At 72.5% G+C, this 17,144-nt stretch carries 16 protein-coding genes and 1 pseudogene; 10 read left to right on the top strand and 7 right to left on the bottom strand.

Annotated elements, in window-relative coordinates; genetic code table 11:
- Positions 1 to 12 precede the first annotated feature (12 nt).
- The 5 genes from ADY01_RS03975 to ADY01_RS03955 form a co-directional block, all read right to left on the bottom strand.
- Positions 13 to 1,044 carry an ABC transporter ATP-binding protein gene (locus ADY01_RS03975; RefSeq protein ID WP_049565409.1) on the bottom strand — a complete coding sequence of 344 codons (1,032 nt, stop codon included), beginning with the start codon at positions 1,042 to 1,044 and terminating at the stop codon, positions 13 to 15.
- Positions 1,041 to 2,174, bottom strand: coding sequence for an ABC transporter ATP-binding protein (locus ADY01_RS03970; protein ID WP_053170490.1), 1,134 nt, complete (start codon positions 2,172 to 2,174; stop codon positions 1,041 to 1,043). The genes ADY01_RS03975 and ADY01_RS03970 overlap by 4 nt, the downstream gene beginning before the upstream one ends.
- Positions 2,174 to 3,196, bottom strand: a complete 1,023-nt coding sequence (locus ADY01_RS03965) for an ABC transporter permease (RefSeq protein ID WP_234320051.1) — start codon at positions 3,194 to 3,196, stop codon at positions 2,174 to 2,176. Before ADY01_RS03965 ends, ADY01_RS03970 begins: the two co-directional genes overlap by 1 nt.
- Before the next feature lie 15 nt (positions 3,197 to 3,211).
- Positions 3,212 to 4,723: an ABC transporter permease gene (locus ADY01_RS03960; RefSeq protein ID WP_049565408.1), complete on the bottom strand. Its 1,512-nt coding sequence runs from the start codon at positions 4,721 to 4,723 to the stop codon at positions 3,212 to 3,214.
- 202 nt (positions 4,724 to 4,925) lie between these two features.
- Positions 4,926 to 6,632 (bottom strand): ABC transporter family substrate-binding protein, encoded by a 1,707-nt coding sequence (locus ADY01_RS03955; protein ID WP_234320050.1) that lies wholly within the window; start codon positions 6,630 to 6,632, stop codon positions 4,926 to 4,928.
- A 407-nt stretch (positions 6,633 to 7,039) separates the two neighbouring features.
- Between ADY01_RS03955 and ADY01_RS03950 the strand changes: the two genes are divergently transcribed.
- From ADY01_RS03950 to ADY01_RS03905, 10 genes and pseudogenes are all read left to right on the top strand, one after another.
- On the top strand, positions 7,040 to 7,612 hold the full coding sequence (locus ADY01_RS03950) for a DUF2617 family protein (protein WP_049565404.1): 573 nt from the start codon (positions 7,040 to 7,042) through the stop codon (positions 7,610 to 7,612).
- Positions 7,609 to 8,361: pseudogene (locus ADY01_RS03945) on the top strand (spermidine synthase); the annotation flags it as partial. The gene ADY01_RS03950 and the pseudogene ADY01_RS03945, both read left to right, overlap by 4 nt.
- Before the next feature lie 91 nt (positions 8,362 to 8,452).
- The gene (locus ADY01_RS03940; protein WP_049565454.1) at positions 8,453 to 9,343 is read left to right on the top strand and encodes an SRPBCC domain-containing protein; all 891 of its coding nucleotides are present in this window, start codon (positions 8,453 to 8,455) and stop codon (positions 9,341 to 9,343) included.
- A 230-nt stretch (positions 9,344 to 9,573) separates the two neighbouring features.
- On the top strand, positions 9,574 to 10,389 hold the full coding sequence (locus ADY01_RS03935) for an aldose 1-epimerase (protein ID WP_234320049.1): 816 nt from the start codon (positions 9,574 to 9,576) through the stop codon (positions 10,387 to 10,389).
- Positions 10,390 to 10,400: 11 nt separating this feature from the next.
- Positions 10,401 to 10,937, top strand: coding sequence for an orotate phosphoribosyltransferase (gene pyrE, locus ADY01_RS03930; protein ID WP_049565401.1), 537 nt, complete (start codon positions 10,401 to 10,403; stop codon positions 10,935 to 10,937).
- 139 nt (positions 10,938 to 11,076) lie between these two features.
- Positions 11,077 to 12,099, top strand: a complete 1,023-nt coding sequence (fbaA, locus tag ADY01_RS03925; protein WP_049565399.1) for a class II fructose-bisphosphate aldolase — start codon at positions 11,077 to 11,079, stop codon at positions 12,097 to 12,099.
- A gap of 68 nt (positions 12,100 to 12,167) precedes the next feature.
- On the top strand, positions 12,168 to 12,581 hold the full coding sequence (locus tag ADY01_RS03920; protein WP_049565397.1) for a DUF3151 domain-containing protein: 414 nt from the start codon (positions 12,168 to 12,170) through the stop codon (positions 12,579 to 12,581).
- 136 nt (positions 12,582 to 12,717) lie between these two features.
- Positions 12,718 to 13,542: a tryptophan 2,3-dioxygenase gene (locus tag ADY01_RS03915; protein WP_049565395.1), complete on the top strand. Its 825-nt coding sequence runs from the start codon at positions 12,718 to 12,720 to the stop codon at positions 13,540 to 13,542.
- Positions 13,529 to 14,740, top strand: coding sequence for a kynureninase (gene kynU / locus ADY01_RS03910; RefSeq protein WP_049565393.1), 1,212 nt, complete (start codon positions 13,529 to 13,531; stop codon positions 14,738 to 14,740). Before ADY01_RS03915 ends, kynU begins: the two co-directional genes overlap by 14 nt.
- Positions 14,737 to 15,507 (top strand): alpha/beta hydrolase, encoded by a 771-nt coding sequence (locus ADY01_RS03905; protein WP_324612889.1) that lies wholly within the window; start codon positions 14,737 to 14,739, stop codon positions 15,505 to 15,507. The genes kynU and ADY01_RS03905 overlap by 4 nt, the downstream gene beginning before the upstream one ends.
- Here ADY01_RS03905 and ADY01_RS40245 read toward each other — a convergent pair.
- Both ADY01_RS40245 and ADY01_RS37900 read right to left on the bottom strand, forming a co-directional pair.
- Positions 15,420 to 16,532: a class F sortase gene (locus ADY01_RS40245; protein ID WP_053170487.1), complete on the bottom strand. Its 1,113-nt coding sequence runs from the start codon at positions 16,530 to 16,532 to the stop codon at positions 15,420 to 15,422. The genes ADY01_RS03905 and ADY01_RS40245 overlap by 88 nt on opposite strands.
- A gap of 8 nt (positions 16,533 to 16,540) precedes the next feature.
- Positions 16,541 to 17,086: a hypothetical protein gene (locus ADY01_RS37900; protein WP_049565391.1), complete on the bottom strand. Its 546-nt coding sequence runs from the start codon at positions 17,084 to 17,086 to the stop codon at positions 16,541 to 16,543.
- Positions 17,087 to 17,144: the final 58 nt, after the last annotated feature.

Here is a 17,144-nt window from a genome sequence, read left to right as displayed (position 1 = left end):
CGGCCCGGTACCTCAGATGACCTCCGCGTCCTCGGCGAAGTGGCACGCGACCGGATGGCCCGAGCCGCGCTCCTTCAGCCTGGGCTCCTCCGTGGCGCAGATGTCCTGCGCCTTCCAGCACCGCGTGCGGAAGCGGCAGCCGCTCGGCGGGTCGAGCGGGCTCGGCACGTCGCCGGTCAGCACCGTCCGCCGCCTGGCGCGTTCCTTCCGGGGGTCGGCCAGCGGCGCCGCCGACAGCAGCGCCTGGGTGTACGGGTGGGAGGGCCGCTCGTACACGTCCTCGCGGGTGCCCGTCTCCACCACCTTGCCCAGGTACATCACCGCCACCCGGTCCGAGATGTGGCGGACCACGGACAGGTCGTGCGCGATGAAGACGTACGCCACGCCGAGCCGGTCCTGAAGGTCCTCCAGCAGGTTGACCACGCCCGCCTGCACGGACACGTCGAGCGCCGACACCGGCTCGTCGAGCACCAGCAGCTTGGGTTCGAGCGCCAGCGCGCGGGCGATGCCGATGCGCTGGCGCTGGCCGCCGGAGAACTCGTGCGGGTAGCGGTTGCCGTGCTCGGGGCTCAGGCCGACCAGTTCGAGCAGCTCGGCCACGCGCTTCTTGCCGCTGGAACGCCACCGGCCCGCCACCTTCAGCGGCTCGGCGACGATGTCGTTGACCGGCAGCTTCGGGTTGAGCGAGGCGTACGGGTCCTGGAAGACCATGCCCGCGCTGCGCTGCACCTGCCGCAGCCCGTTGCCGGACAGGGAGGTGATCTCCTGCCCCTCGAAGCGCACCGAGCCCGAGGTGGGCTTGATGAGCTGGAGCACGGCCCGCCCCGTGGTCGACTTGCCACAGCCCGACTCGCCCACCACGCCCAGGGTCTCGCCCCTGCCCACGGCGAACGAGACGCCGCTGACGGCCTGGACCTGCCCGGTGATCCGGCGGACCAGACCGCCGCCGCGCACGGGGAAGTTGACCACGAGGTCGGTGACGCGCAGCAGCTCGTCCGGCGTGCTGTCGACGGGGTCCTTCCTCGGTTCGGTCTCGGTCGTCATCGGCCCTCCTTGAAGAACGCCGTGGCGTCTTCCGCCTCGGCCAGCAGGTCGCTGTGGTGGCAGGCGGCGTAGTGCGCGTCGCCGGTGTCGGTGATGGCGGGCTCGTCCTCGTGGCAGATGTCCGTGGCCAGCGGGCAGCGCGGCGAGAACGGGCACCCGGGGGGCAGGTGGATCAGCGAGGGCGGGGTGCCGGTGATGGGCCGCAGCCGGGCGTCCCGCTCGCCCTCAAGGGACGGGATGGAGCCCAGCAGGCCGGCCGTGTACGGCATGCGCGGCTCGTAGAAGACCTGGTCGGTGCCGCCGATCTCCACCGGCTTGCCCGCGTACATCACCAGCGTCCTGTGCGCCATGCCCGCGATCACGCCCAGGTCGTGCGTGATGAGGAGGATCGCCGCGTTGACCGCGTCCTTGACCTCCAGGAGCTTCTCCAGGATCTGCGCCTGGACGGTGACGTCCAGGGCCGTGGTCGGCTCGTCGGCGATGATGATGTCCGGGTCGTTGATGATGGCCATCGCGATCATCACGCGCTGCCGCATGCCCCCGGAGAACTCGTGGGGGTAGGCCCGCAGCCGCTTCTCGGGCTGCGGGATGCCGACCAGGTCCAGCATCTCCCTGGCCCGGCCCAGCGCCTTCCTGCGGGGCACCAGGTGGTGCGCGAGAACGGCCTCGGCGAGCTGGTCGCCGATGCTGCGGACCGGGTTGAGCGAGGTCATGGGGTCCTGGAAGATCATGGCGATCTTCCGGCCGCGCAGGGCCCGTTGCTCCCTGGGGCGCATCGTCAGCAGCTCCTGGCCGCGGTAGCGGATGGAGCCGCGGACGCGGGCGTTCTTCGGGAGCAGGCCCATCAGGGCCATCGAGGAGACCGACTTGCCGGAGCCCGACTCGCCCACGATGCCGAGGACTTCGCGGGCGTGGAGCGTGTAGTCCACGCCGCGGACGGCCTTGACCAGGCCGTCGTCGGTGGGGAACTCGACCGTCAGGTTCTCGACGGTGAGGATCTCCTCGTCGCTCGGCGGCCGGGAGTCGGCCAGCGTCCGGGCGGTGTGGACCTCTTCCGCGGCCTCGGTGACCGCGGCGTCCAGGGGCGCGGCCGGGGAGGGCACGGAGGGGGTGGCAGGAGGAAGGGACATCAGTCACGCACCCGGGTCTGTCGGGGGTCGAAGGCGTCGCGCAGGCCGTCGCCGATGAAGTTGACCGACAGCGCGATGGCGACGATGAACAGGCCGGGCCAGTAGAACAGCCAGGGCCGCACGGTCAGCGCCGTCCGGTAGTCGGTGATCAGCCGGCCGAGCGAGGTGTCGGGGGGCTGGACGCCGAGCCCGACGAAGGACAGCGCGGACTCCAGGAGCACGGCGCTGGCGATCGCGAGGGTGGCGGCGACGATGATGATGCCGATCGTGTTCGGCAGGATGTGCTTGAAGATGATCCGGTGGGAGGGGGTTCCGACCGAACGGGCCGCCTCCACGAACTCCTTCTCGCGCAACGAGAGCACCTCGCCGCGCACCAGCCGGGCGATCTGGGTCCAGACCACCAGGCCGAGGAAGAGCGCGAAGAGCACCACGCCCTTGTCCGCGATGATCACGCCGATGAGGCCCGCGATCAGCAGCGTCGGGATGGCGATGACCACGTCGGTCACGCGCATCAGGACGGCCTCGGTCCAGCCGCGGAAGTAGCCCGCGGTGGCGCCGATCACGGTGCCGGTGATCGTGGCGACCAGGCCGACGATGATCGCGATCAGCAGCGAGACCTGGGTGCCGCGCATGGTCAGGGCGAAGTAGTCACGGCCGATGTTGTCCTGGCCGAAGGGGTGTTCGCCCCAGTGGATGCCGCCGCCGCCGAGGAATCCCGGGAGCAGCCCGAGGGTCGGGTCGCCGTTGTTCACGACGGCCCCGGTGGCGGTGGGCTCCTTGTCCCACCAGCCGGGGATCGGCCCCGCGCCGATGGAGGTGATGGCGAGGACCACCACGAAGAGCAGCAGCGCCATTCCGGCCAGGGCGCCGCGGTGCCGGAAGAACCGGCGCCGGATCAGCTGCCCCTGGGAACGGGCGACGACCGTCATGCCCTGCGCGGCATCGGCGGCCTCGGGTGGCGGGCCCTTGCGCAGGCCCGCCGGGTCCTTCTCCGGCGCGGAGGCCGGTGGGTTCTGTGTCACGACCGGTCAGCTCCTCTACGACAGCCGGATACGCGGATCGACAAAGGCATAGGCGATGTCCGCGAGCATGTTGAAGACCACGACGGCGCCGCCGGTGACCAGGAAGAACGCCATGATCGGCATCGGGTCGCCCTGCTCGATGCCGGTGAAGAGCAGGCGGCCCATGGCCGACCAGCCGAACACCTGCTCGGTCACCACGGCGCCGCCGAGGATGGCGCCGATGTCGTAGGCGACCAGGGTGGTGATGGGGATGAAGCCGTTGCGCAGGACGTGCCGGGTGATGACCGCGCGCTCGGTCAGGCCCTTGGCCCGCGCGGTGCGCACGAAGTCCTGGTTCATGACCTCCAGCATGCTCGCCCTGGTGTACCGCGTGTAGCTGGCCAGCGAGAGCAGCACCAGCGCGAGCGTCGGCAGCGCGAGGTGGCCGATCGAGTCGAGCCCCGACTCCCAGAACGTTCCCTCGTAGTTGGGCGTCTCGGCGCCCACGGTGGAGACGGGACGGCCGCCGACGGACTCGGAGTAGTTGTCGAAGTTCATCAGCATGCGATCGGTGAAGATCACCGCGCCGGTGAACAGGCCGGTGAAGATCGCGGCCGGGATGGCGGCCTCCCGGTAGAGCTCGCCGCCCCAGGCCCAGCCGATGCCGAAGCAGACGGCGGCGGTCAGCACGGCGAGCCCGCCGAGGGTGATCAGCGAGGGGTCGTCGAGGACCGGGTCGAGGGCGAACATGGCGATCACGCCCGCGCCCGCGGCCATCAGGGCCGCCTGGAGGGGGCGTTGCCACTCCAGGCCGCTCACCAGGGTCGCGAACCCGAGCGCGCCGCCGAGGGCGGTGAGGGCGACGACCACGGGGCCGAGGCCGGGGTCCGCGAACCACTCGGTGGCCGACAGCACGGCCAGCAGGCACGCCATCGCCGCGGCGCTCAGCGCGAACGCGATCAGCCGCGTTCTGCGGTCGCCCAGGATCAGGGAGGCGCAGGCCATGCCCGTGATGAGTGAGATGCCGCCGATGAACAGCGGCGAGATCGTCGGCTCCGCCAGCCAGTCGTTGAAGTCGAGGGCGAGGAACTGCTTCAGCAGCGTGCCGATCCAGAAGACCGGCAGCGAGAAGCAGATGAAGGCGACGAAGGTGACGGTCTGATCGAGGGCCGTGTACTGCCGCAACGCCGAGATCACGCCGATGGTGATGCCGACGACGATGGCCAGCGCCGTCGCGCCGGTGACCAGTTGCAGCGTTGCCGTGAACGCGCCTTCCAGCATGGCGTTGACGTCCTGGCCCTGGCGGTTGACGCCGAGGTCACCGGTGACGGCGTCGGCGAGCCAGCGGAAGTAGCGGAGGAAAACCGGGTCGTCCAGGCGCATCCGCTCGGTGATCTCGGCGACGGCCGTTTCCTGGGCCGGGCCTGGCAACTGCCGGGCCTCGGACAGCGGGTCGCGGACGTTCACCGCCAGGAAGAAGATCACCACCGAGGCGGCGAGGAAGACCCAGATCGAGACGAAGAGCCGCCGCACGATGAAGGCGAGCATGGCGCAACTCCTGGGGATCAGGGGGTTGAGGGTGGTCGGGGACGGTCAGGGGGAGCGGGCCCGGGTCGGGCCCGGTGACAACAGCGGACAACAGCAGGCGGGGCCGGGGGTCTTGGCGGACCCCCGGCCCCACTGGCGGGTGACGCGATGCCGTTCGGCGGCTAAGGAATCCGCCGGACGGCGGGCCGGGGCCTGCCGCCGGTCAGCTTCTGCTCCACGAGTCGGCGTTCCAGGTGATGCCGTTCTGCGAGGGGTTGGGGACGACGTTCTGCACGTCGGGGTTCCAGGCGGTGATACCCGGGTGCTGGTACAGCGGAATCGTCACCATGTCCTCCCAGAGCAGCGCCTCGATCTCACCGGTGATCCGGTCGGCCTCTTCCATGTCGGAGGTGACCAGCACCTCGTCGAGCAGGGCGTCCATCTCCTCGCTGGAGTAGCAGCCGTTGTTGTTGCCCTTGCCGGTCGGCGAGCACTCACCCACGGTGCGGTAGGTGGAGTTCCAGCCGGAGCGGTCGGGCGAGCCCGACCAGGCGAACATGGCCACGTCGAAGCGGTTCTCCGGGAGACGGCTGTCGAAGAAGTCGAGCTCGGCGGTGAACTCGACGTCGAAGCCGGCCTCCTCGCAGGCGGCCGTGATCAGCTGACCCGCGTCGTTGCGCCGCTGGTTGTCCAGGGTGCTGAAGGTGACCTGGGTGCCGACCGCGTTCTCCTCCTCCAGGATCTGCCGCGCGCGCTCGATGTCCTGCTGGCCGAACTCCGCGATGGCGTCGCCCGCCGTCTCGATCGAGACCTCGTAACCCGGGTCCCAGGGCGCCACGTTGCGGACGTCCTTGGTGGTCGCGTCGGGGACGACCGGCTGGATCAGATTCTGCACGAGGGTCTCGCGCGGGGTGCACAGCGCCCACGCCTGACGGAGCGGGAGCGAGTCCGCGAACGGGCCCTCGTTGAAGTTGAAGTCGAGGTGCTCGTAGGTGTATTCCTCGGCGACCTGCGACTCGATGGTGGAGGCCCCGGTGATCTGGTTGGCCATGTCCACCGTGGGCTGCGGCTCGATGATGTCCACCTCGCCGTTCTGGAGGGCCGCGACCTGCTCCTCCTCCGCGATGGTGCGGATGACGATGGTGTCGGCCGTGCCCGGCTCGCCCCAGTAGTTCTCGTTCCTGGTCAGCGTCACCGACTGCTCCGGCTCGAAGCCGGTGATGACGTAGGGACCGGAGGAGGGGATGAGCGCGGGGTCGGGCAGGGCACCGTCGATCGCCCAGCCCTCGTTGTAGAAGGTGGCCGCCTCCTGGAGCGCGGCCCCGTCGCCTTCCTGAAGCGCCGCCAGGAACTCCTCGGGGGACAGACCGCCCTGCTCGGCGACGACGTGCGCGGGCATCATCGTGGTGTTGCCGTGGCTGGGGCCGTTGAACTGCCAGTCCGCGAAGGGCGTGCTGTAGACCAGCTGGAACGCCTTGCCGCCCGCCTGGCAGTCGGGCATCGCGGTGTCCTCGACGCCGTCGGTGCCGATCGCGGAGAACAGGCCGTCCATGGCGCCGCTCTGCGCGCTCCACCACAGCAGGATGTCGTCGCAGTCGATGGACTCGCCGTCCGACCAGACCGCCGCGTCGTTGATCGTGTAGTCGACGGTCAGCGGGTCGTCGCTGGTCTGCTCGAACGTGCCGAAGTCGGTGTCCGGGACCAGCTGGCCGTCCTCGTTGCCGAAGGTCCAGAAGCCGGAGGTGACGTTCTCCAGCACCTGGCCGTTGGCGACGGTATTGGCCGACGCGGTGGTGTTGTTGAAGCTCTGGAACGGCTGGGCCATTCCGTAGGTGACGGTGCCGCCCGAGCCGCCGTTCTCGTTCTCCTCGCCGCTGCCGTCGTCGTCGTCGCCGCCGCACGCGCTGAGGACGAGAACGCCCCCTAGCATGGCCGCGACGAGCCTCGACGTTGTGCCGATTCGCGTCATCTACTGGGCCTTCCCATTCGTGTGAAGTTGCCGAGAGCTTCCTCACAGACGAGTGCGGGAACAAGTGCGTCACCGTGACCGTTGTGCAGCCGAGATGTGAAGAACGCCGAGCCGTGACCATGATTTCGGGTTTTATCGGGACTGAAGGGGGCGTTTCTCCGGGTCTCCGCGCGTTGATCGGGCATATGTGTTCGCATTGCGGGCGAGCCGGGGGAGAACACCTGACCCACCCTGACCCCGACGGGATGGAAACCTGGCCAAGTTGGGTAAAAACGCTGTGGCGGCGGCGTGTTACGTGATTCGGTGTTCCCGTTGTCTCCGGAGGGTCGGCCCGCGCCACCCTCAACTGCGCATGCGGGAGCCGACCCATGCTCACCACGATCCACACCGCCTTCACCGACACGCGAGCGAGCGATCTTGCCTGGGCCCTGGGCCGGGAGCCGCTGCCCGCGCTCGCCACGCTCGATCTCGAACTGGTCGACGCCCGCGTGCAGTTGCGCGTCCTCGGCGCCTCGCACCAGGTGCTGCTCGACTGTCCCGAGGGCACCTGCTCCGAGACGGTCGCCTGCATCCCCGGCAGCAACACCCCTCTGCCCCTGGGGGTGTCCAAGCGGCTCGGTCACTTCGAGTACGAGTTCGCGGCCTGCGTCGAGAGCCTGAGCGCGGGCTCGTTCGCCGGCCGGGCCCAGGAGTTGCTGGCCCTGGTCTCCGGGCACCCGCAGGGCCTCGCCGGGCTCTTCCCGGGCGAGCCCAACGCGTTCACCGCGCTGCTGGCCCAGCGCAAGGGCGCCCAGGTGCACTGGCGGACCTGGCACTCCTACCCGCAGGAGATGCGCCTGGTCGCCACCAGGACGCGGGTGACGGCCGTGGCCGATCACCGGAAGTGCACTCCTGTGGGTGACGTGATGAACCCGGGGTGTGACGTAACGTTCGGTTCATGATCGACACGCCCGAAGCCGACAGCCCAACGGCCGTGCGTCCAGCGGCTGACGGGCTTCCCGTATCGGCGGGGATCGGGCGTTTTCTGGTTCTCGTCGCCGTCTTCATCTGCGCCGCCTGCGGCCTGGTCTACGAGTTGGAGCTCATCGCGCTCGCCGACTACCTGGTCGGCGACACCGTGACCTACACGTCGATCGTGCTGTCGCTGATGGTCTTCGCCATGGGCATCGGCTCGCTGGGTGCCAAGCGGCTCCGGGTGCACGCCGCGGCCAACTTCGGCCTGATCGAGGCGGTGCTCGCGCTGGTCGGCGGCTGCTCGGCGACGGCGCTGCACCTCTGCTTCCTGATGTTCGGCGACGCGAGGCCGCTGCTGGTGGGATTCTCGCTCGCCATAGGCGTGCTGATCGGGGCGGAGATGCCGCTGCTGATGACCCTGATCCAGCGCATCCGCGAGCAGGACGCCGACCGCGCGGTGGCGGATCTCTCCGCGGCCGACTATGTCGGGGCGCTGCTCGGCGGGCTGGCGTTCCCTTTTCTTCTGCTCCCGCTGCTCGGCCAGCTGAACGCCGCGCTGTGCACCGGCGTGGTCAACGCGCTCGCGGGCGCGGTCGTGGTGCTGTGGCTCTTCCGCGGCGACTTGTCCCGGCGGGTCAGGCGCCGCCTCCTCCTGCTCAACGCCGCGGTGGTCGGCGTGCTGCTCGCCTGCGCGGCGGCCGTCGGTCCCCTGGAGCGGTCCGCCGAGGAGGAGGTGCGGGAGCACCCGGTCGGCCGAGCGGCGGCACATCCGGTGCTTTTGCCAGCGGGAGTGCCTTATGCGCCGGGCAGTGGGTAGGCTCCGCGCCATGGAGCACGAGGTCTTCCTGCCGTATGCCCCCTCCACGGTGCGGAGTGCGCTCGGCCGGCCCGAGCGGGTCGCCCGCTGCGTGCCGGGGCTCCAGCTCGACCCGGAGGGCGATCCCCTCGCCCCCGCGGGCCGCCTGCGGCTGCGCATCGGCTCCTCGACCATCACCTACCGCGGCGGTCTGACGGTGACCGGCGGGGGCGAGTCCTTCACCGTCGAGGCGCAGGGCCACGAGGCCCGGGGCTCGGGGACGGCCACGCTGCTGCTCACCGTGGCGCCGCGGGAGGCCGAGGACGGGACGGGCACGGTGCTGGCGTTCACCGGCACGGTGGAGGCGAAGGGGCGCATGGAGGACGTCGAGGCCGAGCAGCGCGAGGCGGCGGGGCGCCGGCTGCTGGATCGTTTCGCCGAGGCGCTGGCGGACGAGTTGGCGGACGAGGAGCGGCAGCCTCCGGCGGTGGGCGGCGGCATCGGCGAGCCCGACGACAACGAGCGGGCCATCCCGGGAATCCCTCCCCCAGACTCCGTCCGGGAGGTGCCCCCACCGGACGCGATCCGGGAGGTGCCCCCGGTCGAGCCCGAGCCCTCGGCGGAGGCGGAGCCCGAGCCCGAGCTTCCGGACATCGACATCCCGCCGCCCACGCTCGACCCGGCGGTGGAGGAGGACGAGTCCGGCCTCCTGCCCGAGCCGGAGGCGGACTTCGCCCGTCGCACGATGATCGGCCGCAGCGCGGAGGAGGTGGACCACGCGCCGCCCCGGGGCCGTTACGCCCCCGAGCCCGCGCCGGGCCGTTCCTCGGGCGCCGCCACCCTCCGCTGGGCGGCCCCCGCGGCGGCCATGGCCGTGGCCACCGCAGTCCTGATCACCCGCGCCCTCCGGCGCCGTCGCTAGGGTCTGTCCGGCGGATCTTCGTGGATAGCGAGCGGCGTCGGATGCGGTGCATCGCAAGGCACCGGGTCGCCCCTCGTACTTGGTCGTACCGGGGCGATTCGGTAACGCGGCGAGGTGCCGTAGCCGGCGTCGGGAGCCCGCGAGGATTCGCCGGACAGACCCTAGACGGCCCGCTCCCCACCGGGCCGTCGGTGACGGCAGGGCGGCGGAGCCGGGGCTATCGTCATACCGTGACGACTCATGACACCGACCGTGGTGTACGACTCTCCGCAGGCGGGACCGAGTTGGTGCTGCGGCCCGACCAGGGCGGGCGGATCGCCTCGCTCGTGGTCGGAGGCACCGAGCTGCTCCGGCAGGGGGAGCGGTTCGGCTCCTTCGTGATGGCCCCCTGGTGCGGGCGGATGAGGGACGGCCGCTTCCGCAACGGCGGCACCGTTCACCAGATGCCGACCAACGGCGCCCCGCACGCCATCCACGGCACGGTCCGCCGCAGGCAGTGGCGCACCGTCCGCGGGGACGCCACCTCGGCGGTCCTGCTCTGCGAGCTGACCGATCCCTGGCCGTACCCGGGGCGCGTCACCCAGCTGGTGGAACTGGACGAGGACGGCGGCGGCGTGACGCTCACGCTGGGCGTGGAGACCCTGGGCGCCTCCTTCCCGGCGCAGGCCGGCTGGCACCCGTGGTTCCTGCGCACCCTCAGCCCCGATGGGCAGGGCGTCCGCATCGACTTCGACGCCGAGTGGCAGGAGGAGCGCGGCGAGGACCACCTCCCCACCGGCCGTCGCGTCGAGCCGGGTCCCGGACCCTGGGACGACACCTTCGGCATGCCCGACGGCGTGGACGTCTCGCTGACCTGGCCCGGCGAGCTGGAGCTCTCGGTCACCAGCCGCTCCCCGTGGGCGGTGGTCTACGACGAGTTGGACGAGGCCGTCTGCGTCGAGCCGCAGTCCGGCCCGCCGGACGGCCTGAACTCCCGCCCCCGGCTGGTCACCGAGCTGGAGCCGCTGGAGATCACCACCCGCTGGGCCTGGAGCGTCCTGGCATAGGCTCGGGGGCCATGAGCGCGCGAGACGAACTGCTGCGGCAGATCACGAGCAAGGCCGTGGTGCACGGCAAGGTGGTGCTCTCCTCGGGGCAGGAGGCGGACTGGTATGTCGATCTGCGCCGCATCGCCCTCGACGGCGAGGCCGGGCCGCTGGTCGGCCAGGTGATGCTGGACCTGACCGCGGAGCTGGAGTACGACGCCGTGGGGGGGCTGACGCTGGGCGCCGACCCGGTCGCCGCGGCGATGCTGCACGCCGCCGCGGCGCGCGGGGGCCGTCTCGACGCCTTCGTGGTGCGCAAGGCGGGCAAGGCACACGGCCTCCAGCGCCGCATCGAGGGGCCCGATGTGGCGGGCCGCCGGGTGCTGGCCGTGGAGGACGCCTCCACCACGGGTGGTTCGGTGCTGACGGCCGTCGAGGCGCTGCGCGAGGCCGGGGCCGAGGTGGCCGGGGTCGCCGTGATCGTCGACCGGGGCGCGGCGGCGGCCGTCGAGGCCGCCGGGCTGCCGTACTACCCCGCGTTCCGGCTGGGTGACCTCGGCCTCGCCTGAGCGGCTCCGGCGGGATCTCACGCTCCGTAGTCGTTTCACGTGAAACTTTGGGCGCTCGCCCGCGCCGTGATGGCGGTCTGGGAGGATATTCGGGCTGTCGCACGCAACGCACGCAACGCAGACTCCAAGGAGCGGACAGATGCCCATCGCGACCCCCGAGGTCTACAACGAGATGCTCGACCGGGCGAAGGCAGGCCAGTTCGCCTATCCGGCCATCAACGTGACCTCGACGCAGACCCTGCACGCCGCGCTGCGCGGATTCGCCGAGGCGGAGAGCGACGGCATCGTACAGATCTCCACCGGTGGCGCCGAGTTCCTGGGCGGCCAGTACCAGAAGGACATGGTCACCGGTGCCAGCGGGCTCGCGGAGTTCGCCCATGTGGTCGCGAAGAAGTACCCGGTGAACATCGCGCTGCACACCGACCACTGCCCCAAGGACAAGCTGGACGGCTATGTCCGCCCGCTGATCGCGATCTCCGAGGAGCGCGTGGCGCGCGGCGGGAACCCGCTGTTCCAGTCCCACATGTGGGACGGCTCGGCCGAGACCCTCAGGCACAACCTGGAGGTCGCCGAGGAGCTGCTGGCCCGTGCCGCCGCCGCCAAGATCGTGCTGGAGGTGGAGATCACGCCCACCGGCGGCGAGGAGGACGGCGTCACCCACGAGATCAACGACAAGCTCTACACCACGGTCGAGGACGCGCTGCGCACCGCCGAGGCGCTGGGCCTGGGCGAGAAGGGCCGGTACCTGCTGGCCGCCTCCTTCGGCAATGTCCACGGCGTCTACAAGCCGGGCAATGTCGTGCTCCGCCCCGAGCTGCTCAAGGACCTCCAGGAGGGTGTGGGCGAGCGGTACGGCAAGCAGAGCCCGTTCGACTTCGTCTTCCACGGCGGCTCCGGCTCCACCGAGGAGGAGATCGCCACCGCGCTGGGCAACGGCGTCGTCAAGATGAACCTGGACACCGACACCCAGTACGCGTTCACCCGGCCCATCGCCGACCACATGTTCCGCAACTACGACGGCGTGCTGAAGGTGGACGGCGAGGTCGGCAACAAGAAGACGTATGACCCGCGCAGCTGGGGCAAGCTCGCCGAGGCGGGCATGGCCGAGCGCGTCACCGCCGCCTGCGGCCACCTCAGGTCCACCGGCACCCGGCTGAAGTAGCACGCCGACCGCCGCACGCGGGCCCGGGCGTTTGGGCCTTCGCGCGGCCAACCGGCAGACTGGTCGGCATGGCCATTCACGAGAATCTGCTCGGGGGCACGCCCCCGACCCACCTGCCCGACGACCCGGAGCCCCGCGAACTGCTCGCCGCCGGCACGGCTCCGGGTGAGGTGGCGGCGAAGTATCCGGCCTCATCGCTGGCCTGGGCGCAGCTCGCGGACGACGCGTTCGCGGAGGGCCGCACCATCGAGTCGTACGCGTTCGCCCGCACCGGATACCACCGCGGCCTGGACTCCCTGCGGCGCAGCGGGTGGCGCGGCCAGGGCCCGATCCCGTTCGAGCACGAGCCCAACCGCGGCTTCCTGCGTGCCCTGCACGCCCTCGCCCGGGCGGCGCAGACCATCGGCGAGCAGGAGGAGTACGAGCGGTGCGCCCAGTTCCTCCGGGACAGCTCGCCGACCGCGGCGGACACGCTGTCCTGAGCCGGCCCGACGGCGTGCCGGCGCGCCGGCCCACCGCCCCGAGCACCACCACCGAGGCGCCCCGCCCCCGCGGGGCGCCTTTGCCCGTACCGCACGTACGCTGACGTGGGAATCAAGGCCGCCCAAGGAGACAACGATGTCGCAACCGGTGACGGACTTCGGCGAAGAACCCACCCCCTACGAGAACTACGTCCAGGCGGACGTGCTCACCCACCTCCAGCACCCGCTGACCGACGACCCGGGCGAGATGGCGTTCCTGGTCACCACGCAGGTCATGGAGCTGTGGTTCACGGTGCTGGTGCACGAGTGGCGGACCGCGGCGGACGCGCTGCGCGCCGACCGGCTGCCCGACGCGCTGGCCGCGCTGGCCCGCTCGGCCCACGAGATGCGCGCGCTCAACGCCTCCTGGGAGCCGCTGGCGCACCTCACGCCCCGGCAGTTCAACGCCTACCGGCCCGCGCTGGGCGACGGCTCCGGCTTCCAGTCGGCGATGTACCGGCGGATGGAGTTCCTGCTCGGCGACAAGGCGGCGTCCATGCTGGTCCCGCACCGCGGCACGCCCCGCGCCCACGCGGAGCTGGAGAAGTCCCTGCGCGAACCGAGCCTGTACGACGACGTGCTGGCCTACCTCGCGCGCCACGGCGAGCGCATCCCGGACGAGGTGCTGGACCGGGACCTGAGCCGGCGCTACGAGGAGAGCCCGGCCGTCGCCGCGGCCTGGCAGCGGATCTACGCCGCGGGCGAGGAGGGCCCGGACGGCGGCGACCTGCTGCGGCTCGGGGAGGCGCTGACCGAGGTGGCCGAGCTGGTGTGGCGCTGGCGCAACGACCACCTCGCCGCCACCCGCCGCGCGATGGGCGGCAAGATCGGCACCGGCGGCTCGCCCGGCGTGGCCTGGCTGGAGAAGCGGGCGAGCCGGTGGGTCTTCCCGGAGCTGTGGACCGCCCGTGGCCAGGTCTGAACCGCGCGGGCGCGCCGCACAACTGGACGCCACCGACCCGCTGCGGGCGCTGCGGGCGCGCTTCGTGCTGGACGACACCGTCTACCTCGACGGGAACTCCCTGGGCGCGCTGCCGCGCGACGTCCCGGAGCGGCTGGCCGAGGTGGTCGCCCGCGAGTGGGGCGCGCTGCGGATCCGCTCCTGGACCGAGGCCGGCTGGTGGACGGCGCCGGAGCGGGTGGGCGAGGCGATCGCGCCGCTGGTGGGCGCGGCGCCGGGGCAGGTGGTCGTCGGCGACTCCACCAGCGTCAACCTGTTCAAGGCACTGGTCGGCGCGGTCAGGATGGCGGACGAGGAGCGGGACGAGATCCTGGTCGACGCCGCCACCTTCCCCACCGACGGCTATATCGCGGCCTCCGCCGCCCGGCTCACCGGGCGCACGCTGCGCCCGGTGACGGTGCCGGAGATCCCGGCGGCGGCCGGGCCGCGCACGGCCGCCGCCCTGGTGAACCACGTGGACTACCGCACCGGCGAGCTGTTCGACCTCCCGGCGGTCACCGAGGCCCTGCACGCGGCCGGGGCGCTCGCCGTCTGGGACCTCTGCCACAGCGCGGGCGCGCTGCCGGTCGAGCTGGACGCGGCGGGCGTCGACCTGGCGGTGGGCTGCACCTACAAGTACCTGAACGGGGGGCCCGGCTCCCCCGCGTTCCTGTATCTGCGCGCCGAGCACCAGGCCCGTTTCGACTCCCCGCTGCCCGGGTGGAACTCGCACGCCGACCCGTTCGCCATGGATCCGTCCTACGCCCCGGCGGACGGGCCGGTCAGGGGCCGCGTCGGCACGCCGGAGATCCTGTCGCTGCTGGCCCTCGACGCGGCGCTCGGCGTGTGGGAGGGCGTGGACCTGCGCGCCGTGCGGGCGAAGTCCCTGGCGCTGACGGACTTCTTCCTCGCCTGCCTGGAACGGTATGTGCCGGGCGCCCTGGCCAGGCCGGTCACGCCCGAGGAGCACGCGCGGCGCGGCAGCCAGGTCTCGGTCCACTGCGAGAACGCCGCCGAGGTGCACGCCCTCCTGGTCTCGCGGGGCGTGGTCGGCGACTTCAGGCCGCGGAACCTGCTGCGCTTCGGCTTCACCCCGCTCTACACGACGTTCGCGGACGCCGAACGCGCGGCGTGGGAGCTCGGCCGGGCTCTCGACCCGGCGGGCGAGGAGGCCCGTTGACCGAGGGGGCGCCGGAGGCCGAGGGGGCGCCCGAGACGGGGCGGGACGCGGTGGAGGCCGCCGCGCTGCTCGGGCTGCCGGGCGGGAGGGCGCCCGACCTGGTCCTGCGGTACGGGGAGGACCCGGCGCAGGTCGTCGACGTGTACGGCGAGGGCACGCCCCGGGTGGTGCTGCTGCACGGCGGGTTCTGGCGGCAGGCGTACGACCGCGCCTACCTGGTGCCGTTCGCCGTCGCGCTGGCCGGGCGGGGCGTCCCGGTGGCGCTCGCGGAGTACCGGCGGACCGGCGGGGGCGGCGGGTGGCCCGAGACGTTCGACGACGTGCGCGCCGGGCTCGCCGTGCTGCCGGGCGAGGGGCCCGTGGTGCTGGCCGGGCACTCGGCCGGCGGCCACCTCGCGCTGTGGGCGGCCTCCCGCGCGCCGGGGCGGATCGCCGCGACCGTCGCGGTCGCGGCCGTCAGCGACCTGCGGCGGGCCGCCGAACTCGCGCTCGGCGGCGGCGCGGTGGCGGCGTTCCTCGGGGGAGCGCCGCCGGAGGCGGACCCGCTGCGGCTGCCGTCCCCGGCGGCCCCCGTGCTGCTGGTGCACGGTGCCGAGGACCGCCAGGTGCCGGCCGGGCTCTCCCGGTCCTACGCCGCCCGGCACGGCTCCCGGCTGCGGCTGCTGCCGGGCGTGGGGCACTACGACCCGTTCAACCCCGGCTCGTACGCCGGGACCTGGCTGCTGGGGGAGCTGGCGGAGACCGACGAGGCGGTCAGCCGGGCGTAGGCCACGATGTTGGAGTCGTAGCCGCCGCCCTCGGACCAGCGTCCGCCGCAGGTGATCAGCCGGAGCTGCGGGGTGTCGACCGAGCCGTAGACCCGCTCGTCGGGGAAGTCCGACTTGGGGTACTGCTCGACCGAGTCGACCGTGAAGACGGCGACCTGGCCGTCGGTGCGGTCGATCTCGATGTTCTCGCCGGGCCGCAGCGAGCCGAGTCCGGCGAACGCGGCGGGCCCGTCGTAGGTGTCCAGGTGCCCGACCAGGATGGCCGCGCCGCGCTCGCCGGGCGCGACGCCGCCCGAGTACCAGGCGGCGCGCATCGCGTCCTGTTCCGAGGGGGAGGGCGGGCCGCCGTCGGGCGACAGGTCGGCGCCGAAGACTTCGACGTCGGTGGCCAGTTGGGGGATGCGGACCCGGATCGGGTCCGCCCGGACCATGGGTGGGGCCACCACGTCCGACGGCTGGCCCGATATGGACGGGTCCAGGTCCGCCGTGGAACCCGCGTCGGGCGCGGCGGCCGGGGCGTCGACGGCGCCGGGGCGCGAGACGCCCTCGGCGATGCCGCTCGACGCCCGGGCCTCGCGCATGCCGTCGGCGCCGCCGGGCCAGAAGAACCCGGCGAGCAGGCCCACCGAGACCGCCACCGCCGCGGCGGACGTCTCCAGACGGCGGCTGGTGAGCGAGAGCCGCTGGTGCCTGGTCCTCGCGGCCGGGCGGGCCGGGCCCCCTCCCGGGGCGGGGGCGCCATCGGGCCCCGCCGCGTCGCCCGTTCCCGCCGGGGCGGCGCGGCGGAGCGGGGCGGTGGCGCGGAGGGCGTGGTGGCGGCAGGAGGCCACCAGGCGCGGCGCCCTGGCCTCGCACCAGGCGCCCGCCCGGCGCGCCGCGGGCGAGCGCCCCATCCGCAGCGCGAGGGCGCGCAGCACGGCGAGGAGCCGGGCGACCGCGGTGAGCCGGGTGAGCCGGGTGAGCCGGGCACGGGCGGCGATCCCGGCGAGCCCGGAGGGCCGGGGGAGGCGCGGGGGTCTGGGCACGCCGTGCCTCAGAAGTGGTTGCCGGTCGAGCGCCGGCGGCGGGCCAGGAACACGTACCCGACCGCGCCCGCGACGGCCATGCCGCCGCCGATGGCCAGGGCCGTCGCCTGGGTGGAGCCGCTGCTCGCGCCGCCCTGGCCGCCGAAGCCGGCGGAGGCGCCGCCGCTCGGGGTGCCGGCGGTGAAGGTGAACGTCGTGCTCAGCGTGACGCCGTCGGAGCAGCGGACGGTGACCTGGTAGCTCCTGCCGACCTGGAGGCCGCTGCGTTTGATCCGGCCGGTGCCGACCCAGCGCTTGTCGTGGCTCTTGCGGAGGGTGATGTTCTGCTGGAACGCCTGCGAGGTGGCGGGACCGCTCGGCTGGCAGGCGGCCTTGACGGTGACCGAGGTGCCGGCGCCGCCCGAGCTGGGCGAGATGGTGAGCGGGGAGGAGCTGTCCCACCCGGGCCTGGCGGCGTCCTGGGCGAGCGCGGCCGGTGCCGCGAGGCCCAGGGCGAGAACGGACGTGGCGGTGGCCGCGGTCAGACGGGTGGCGATGCGGATGCGGGGCTTCATGGACGAGTGACCTCCGGTCGTCTGCCGCACGCGGAGGGCGTGACGGGTTGTCACTCAT

Source organism: Streptomyces sp. SBT349 (genome assembly GCF_001083795.1).
In the GTDB taxonomy this organism is placed as follows: Bacteria; Actinomycetota; Actinomycetes; order Streptomycetales; family Streptomycetaceae; genus Streptomyces.
Note: the sequence above shows the minus strand (reverse complement) of the source record. Positions and strands in the feature narration are given on the sequence as shown.

What these genes read in the sequence shown, in the direction of transcription:
- ADY01_RS37900 (WP_049565391.1), bottom strand. Translation starts at nt 17,086, where the DNA reads ATGAAGCCCCGCATCCGCATCGCCACCCGTCTGACCGCGGCCACCGCC.
- ADY01_RS03955 (WP_234320050.1), bottom strand. Translation starts at nt 6,632, where the DNA reads ATGCTAGGGGGCGTTCTCGTCCTCAGCGCGTGCGGCGGCGACGACGAC.
- ADY01_RS03975 (WP_049565409.1), bottom strand. Translation starts at nt 1,044, where the DNA reads ATGACGACCGAGACCGAACCGAGGAAGGACCCCGTCGACAGCACGCCG.
- pyrE (WP_049565401.1), top strand. Translation starts at nt 10,401, where the DNA reads ATGAGCGCGCGAGACGAACTGCTGCGGCAGATCACGAGCAAGGCCGTG.
- ADY01_RS03970 (WP_053170490.1), bottom strand. Translation starts at nt 2,174, where the DNA reads ATGTCCCTTCCTCCTGCCACCCCCTCCGTGCCCTCCCCGGCCGCGCCC.
- ADY01_RS03960 (WP_049565408.1), bottom strand. Translation starts at nt 4,723, where the DNA reads ATGCTCGCCTTCATCGTGCGGCGGCTCTTCGTCTCGATCTGGGTCTTC.
- ADY01_RS03950 (WP_049565404.1), top strand. Translation starts at nt 7,040, where the DNA reads ATGCTCACCACGATCCACACCGCCTTCACCGACACGCGAGCGAGCGAT.
- ADY01_RS03920 (WP_049565397.1), top strand. Translation starts at nt 12,168, where the DNA reads ATGGCCATTCACGAGAATCTGCTCGGGGGCACGCCCCCGACCCACCTG.
- ADY01_RS03915 (WP_049565395.1), top strand. Translation starts at nt 12,718, where the DNA reads ATGTCGCAACCGGTGACGGACTTCGGCGAAGAACCCACCCCCTACGAG.
- ADY01_RS03940 (WP_049565454.1), top strand. Translation starts at nt 8,453, where the DNA reads ATGGAGCACGAGGTCTTCCTGCCGTATGCCCCCTCCACGGTGCGGAGT.
- fbaA (WP_049565399.1), top strand. Translation starts at nt 11,077, where the DNA reads ATGCCCATCGCGACCCCCGAGGTCTACAACGAGATGCTCGACCGGGCG.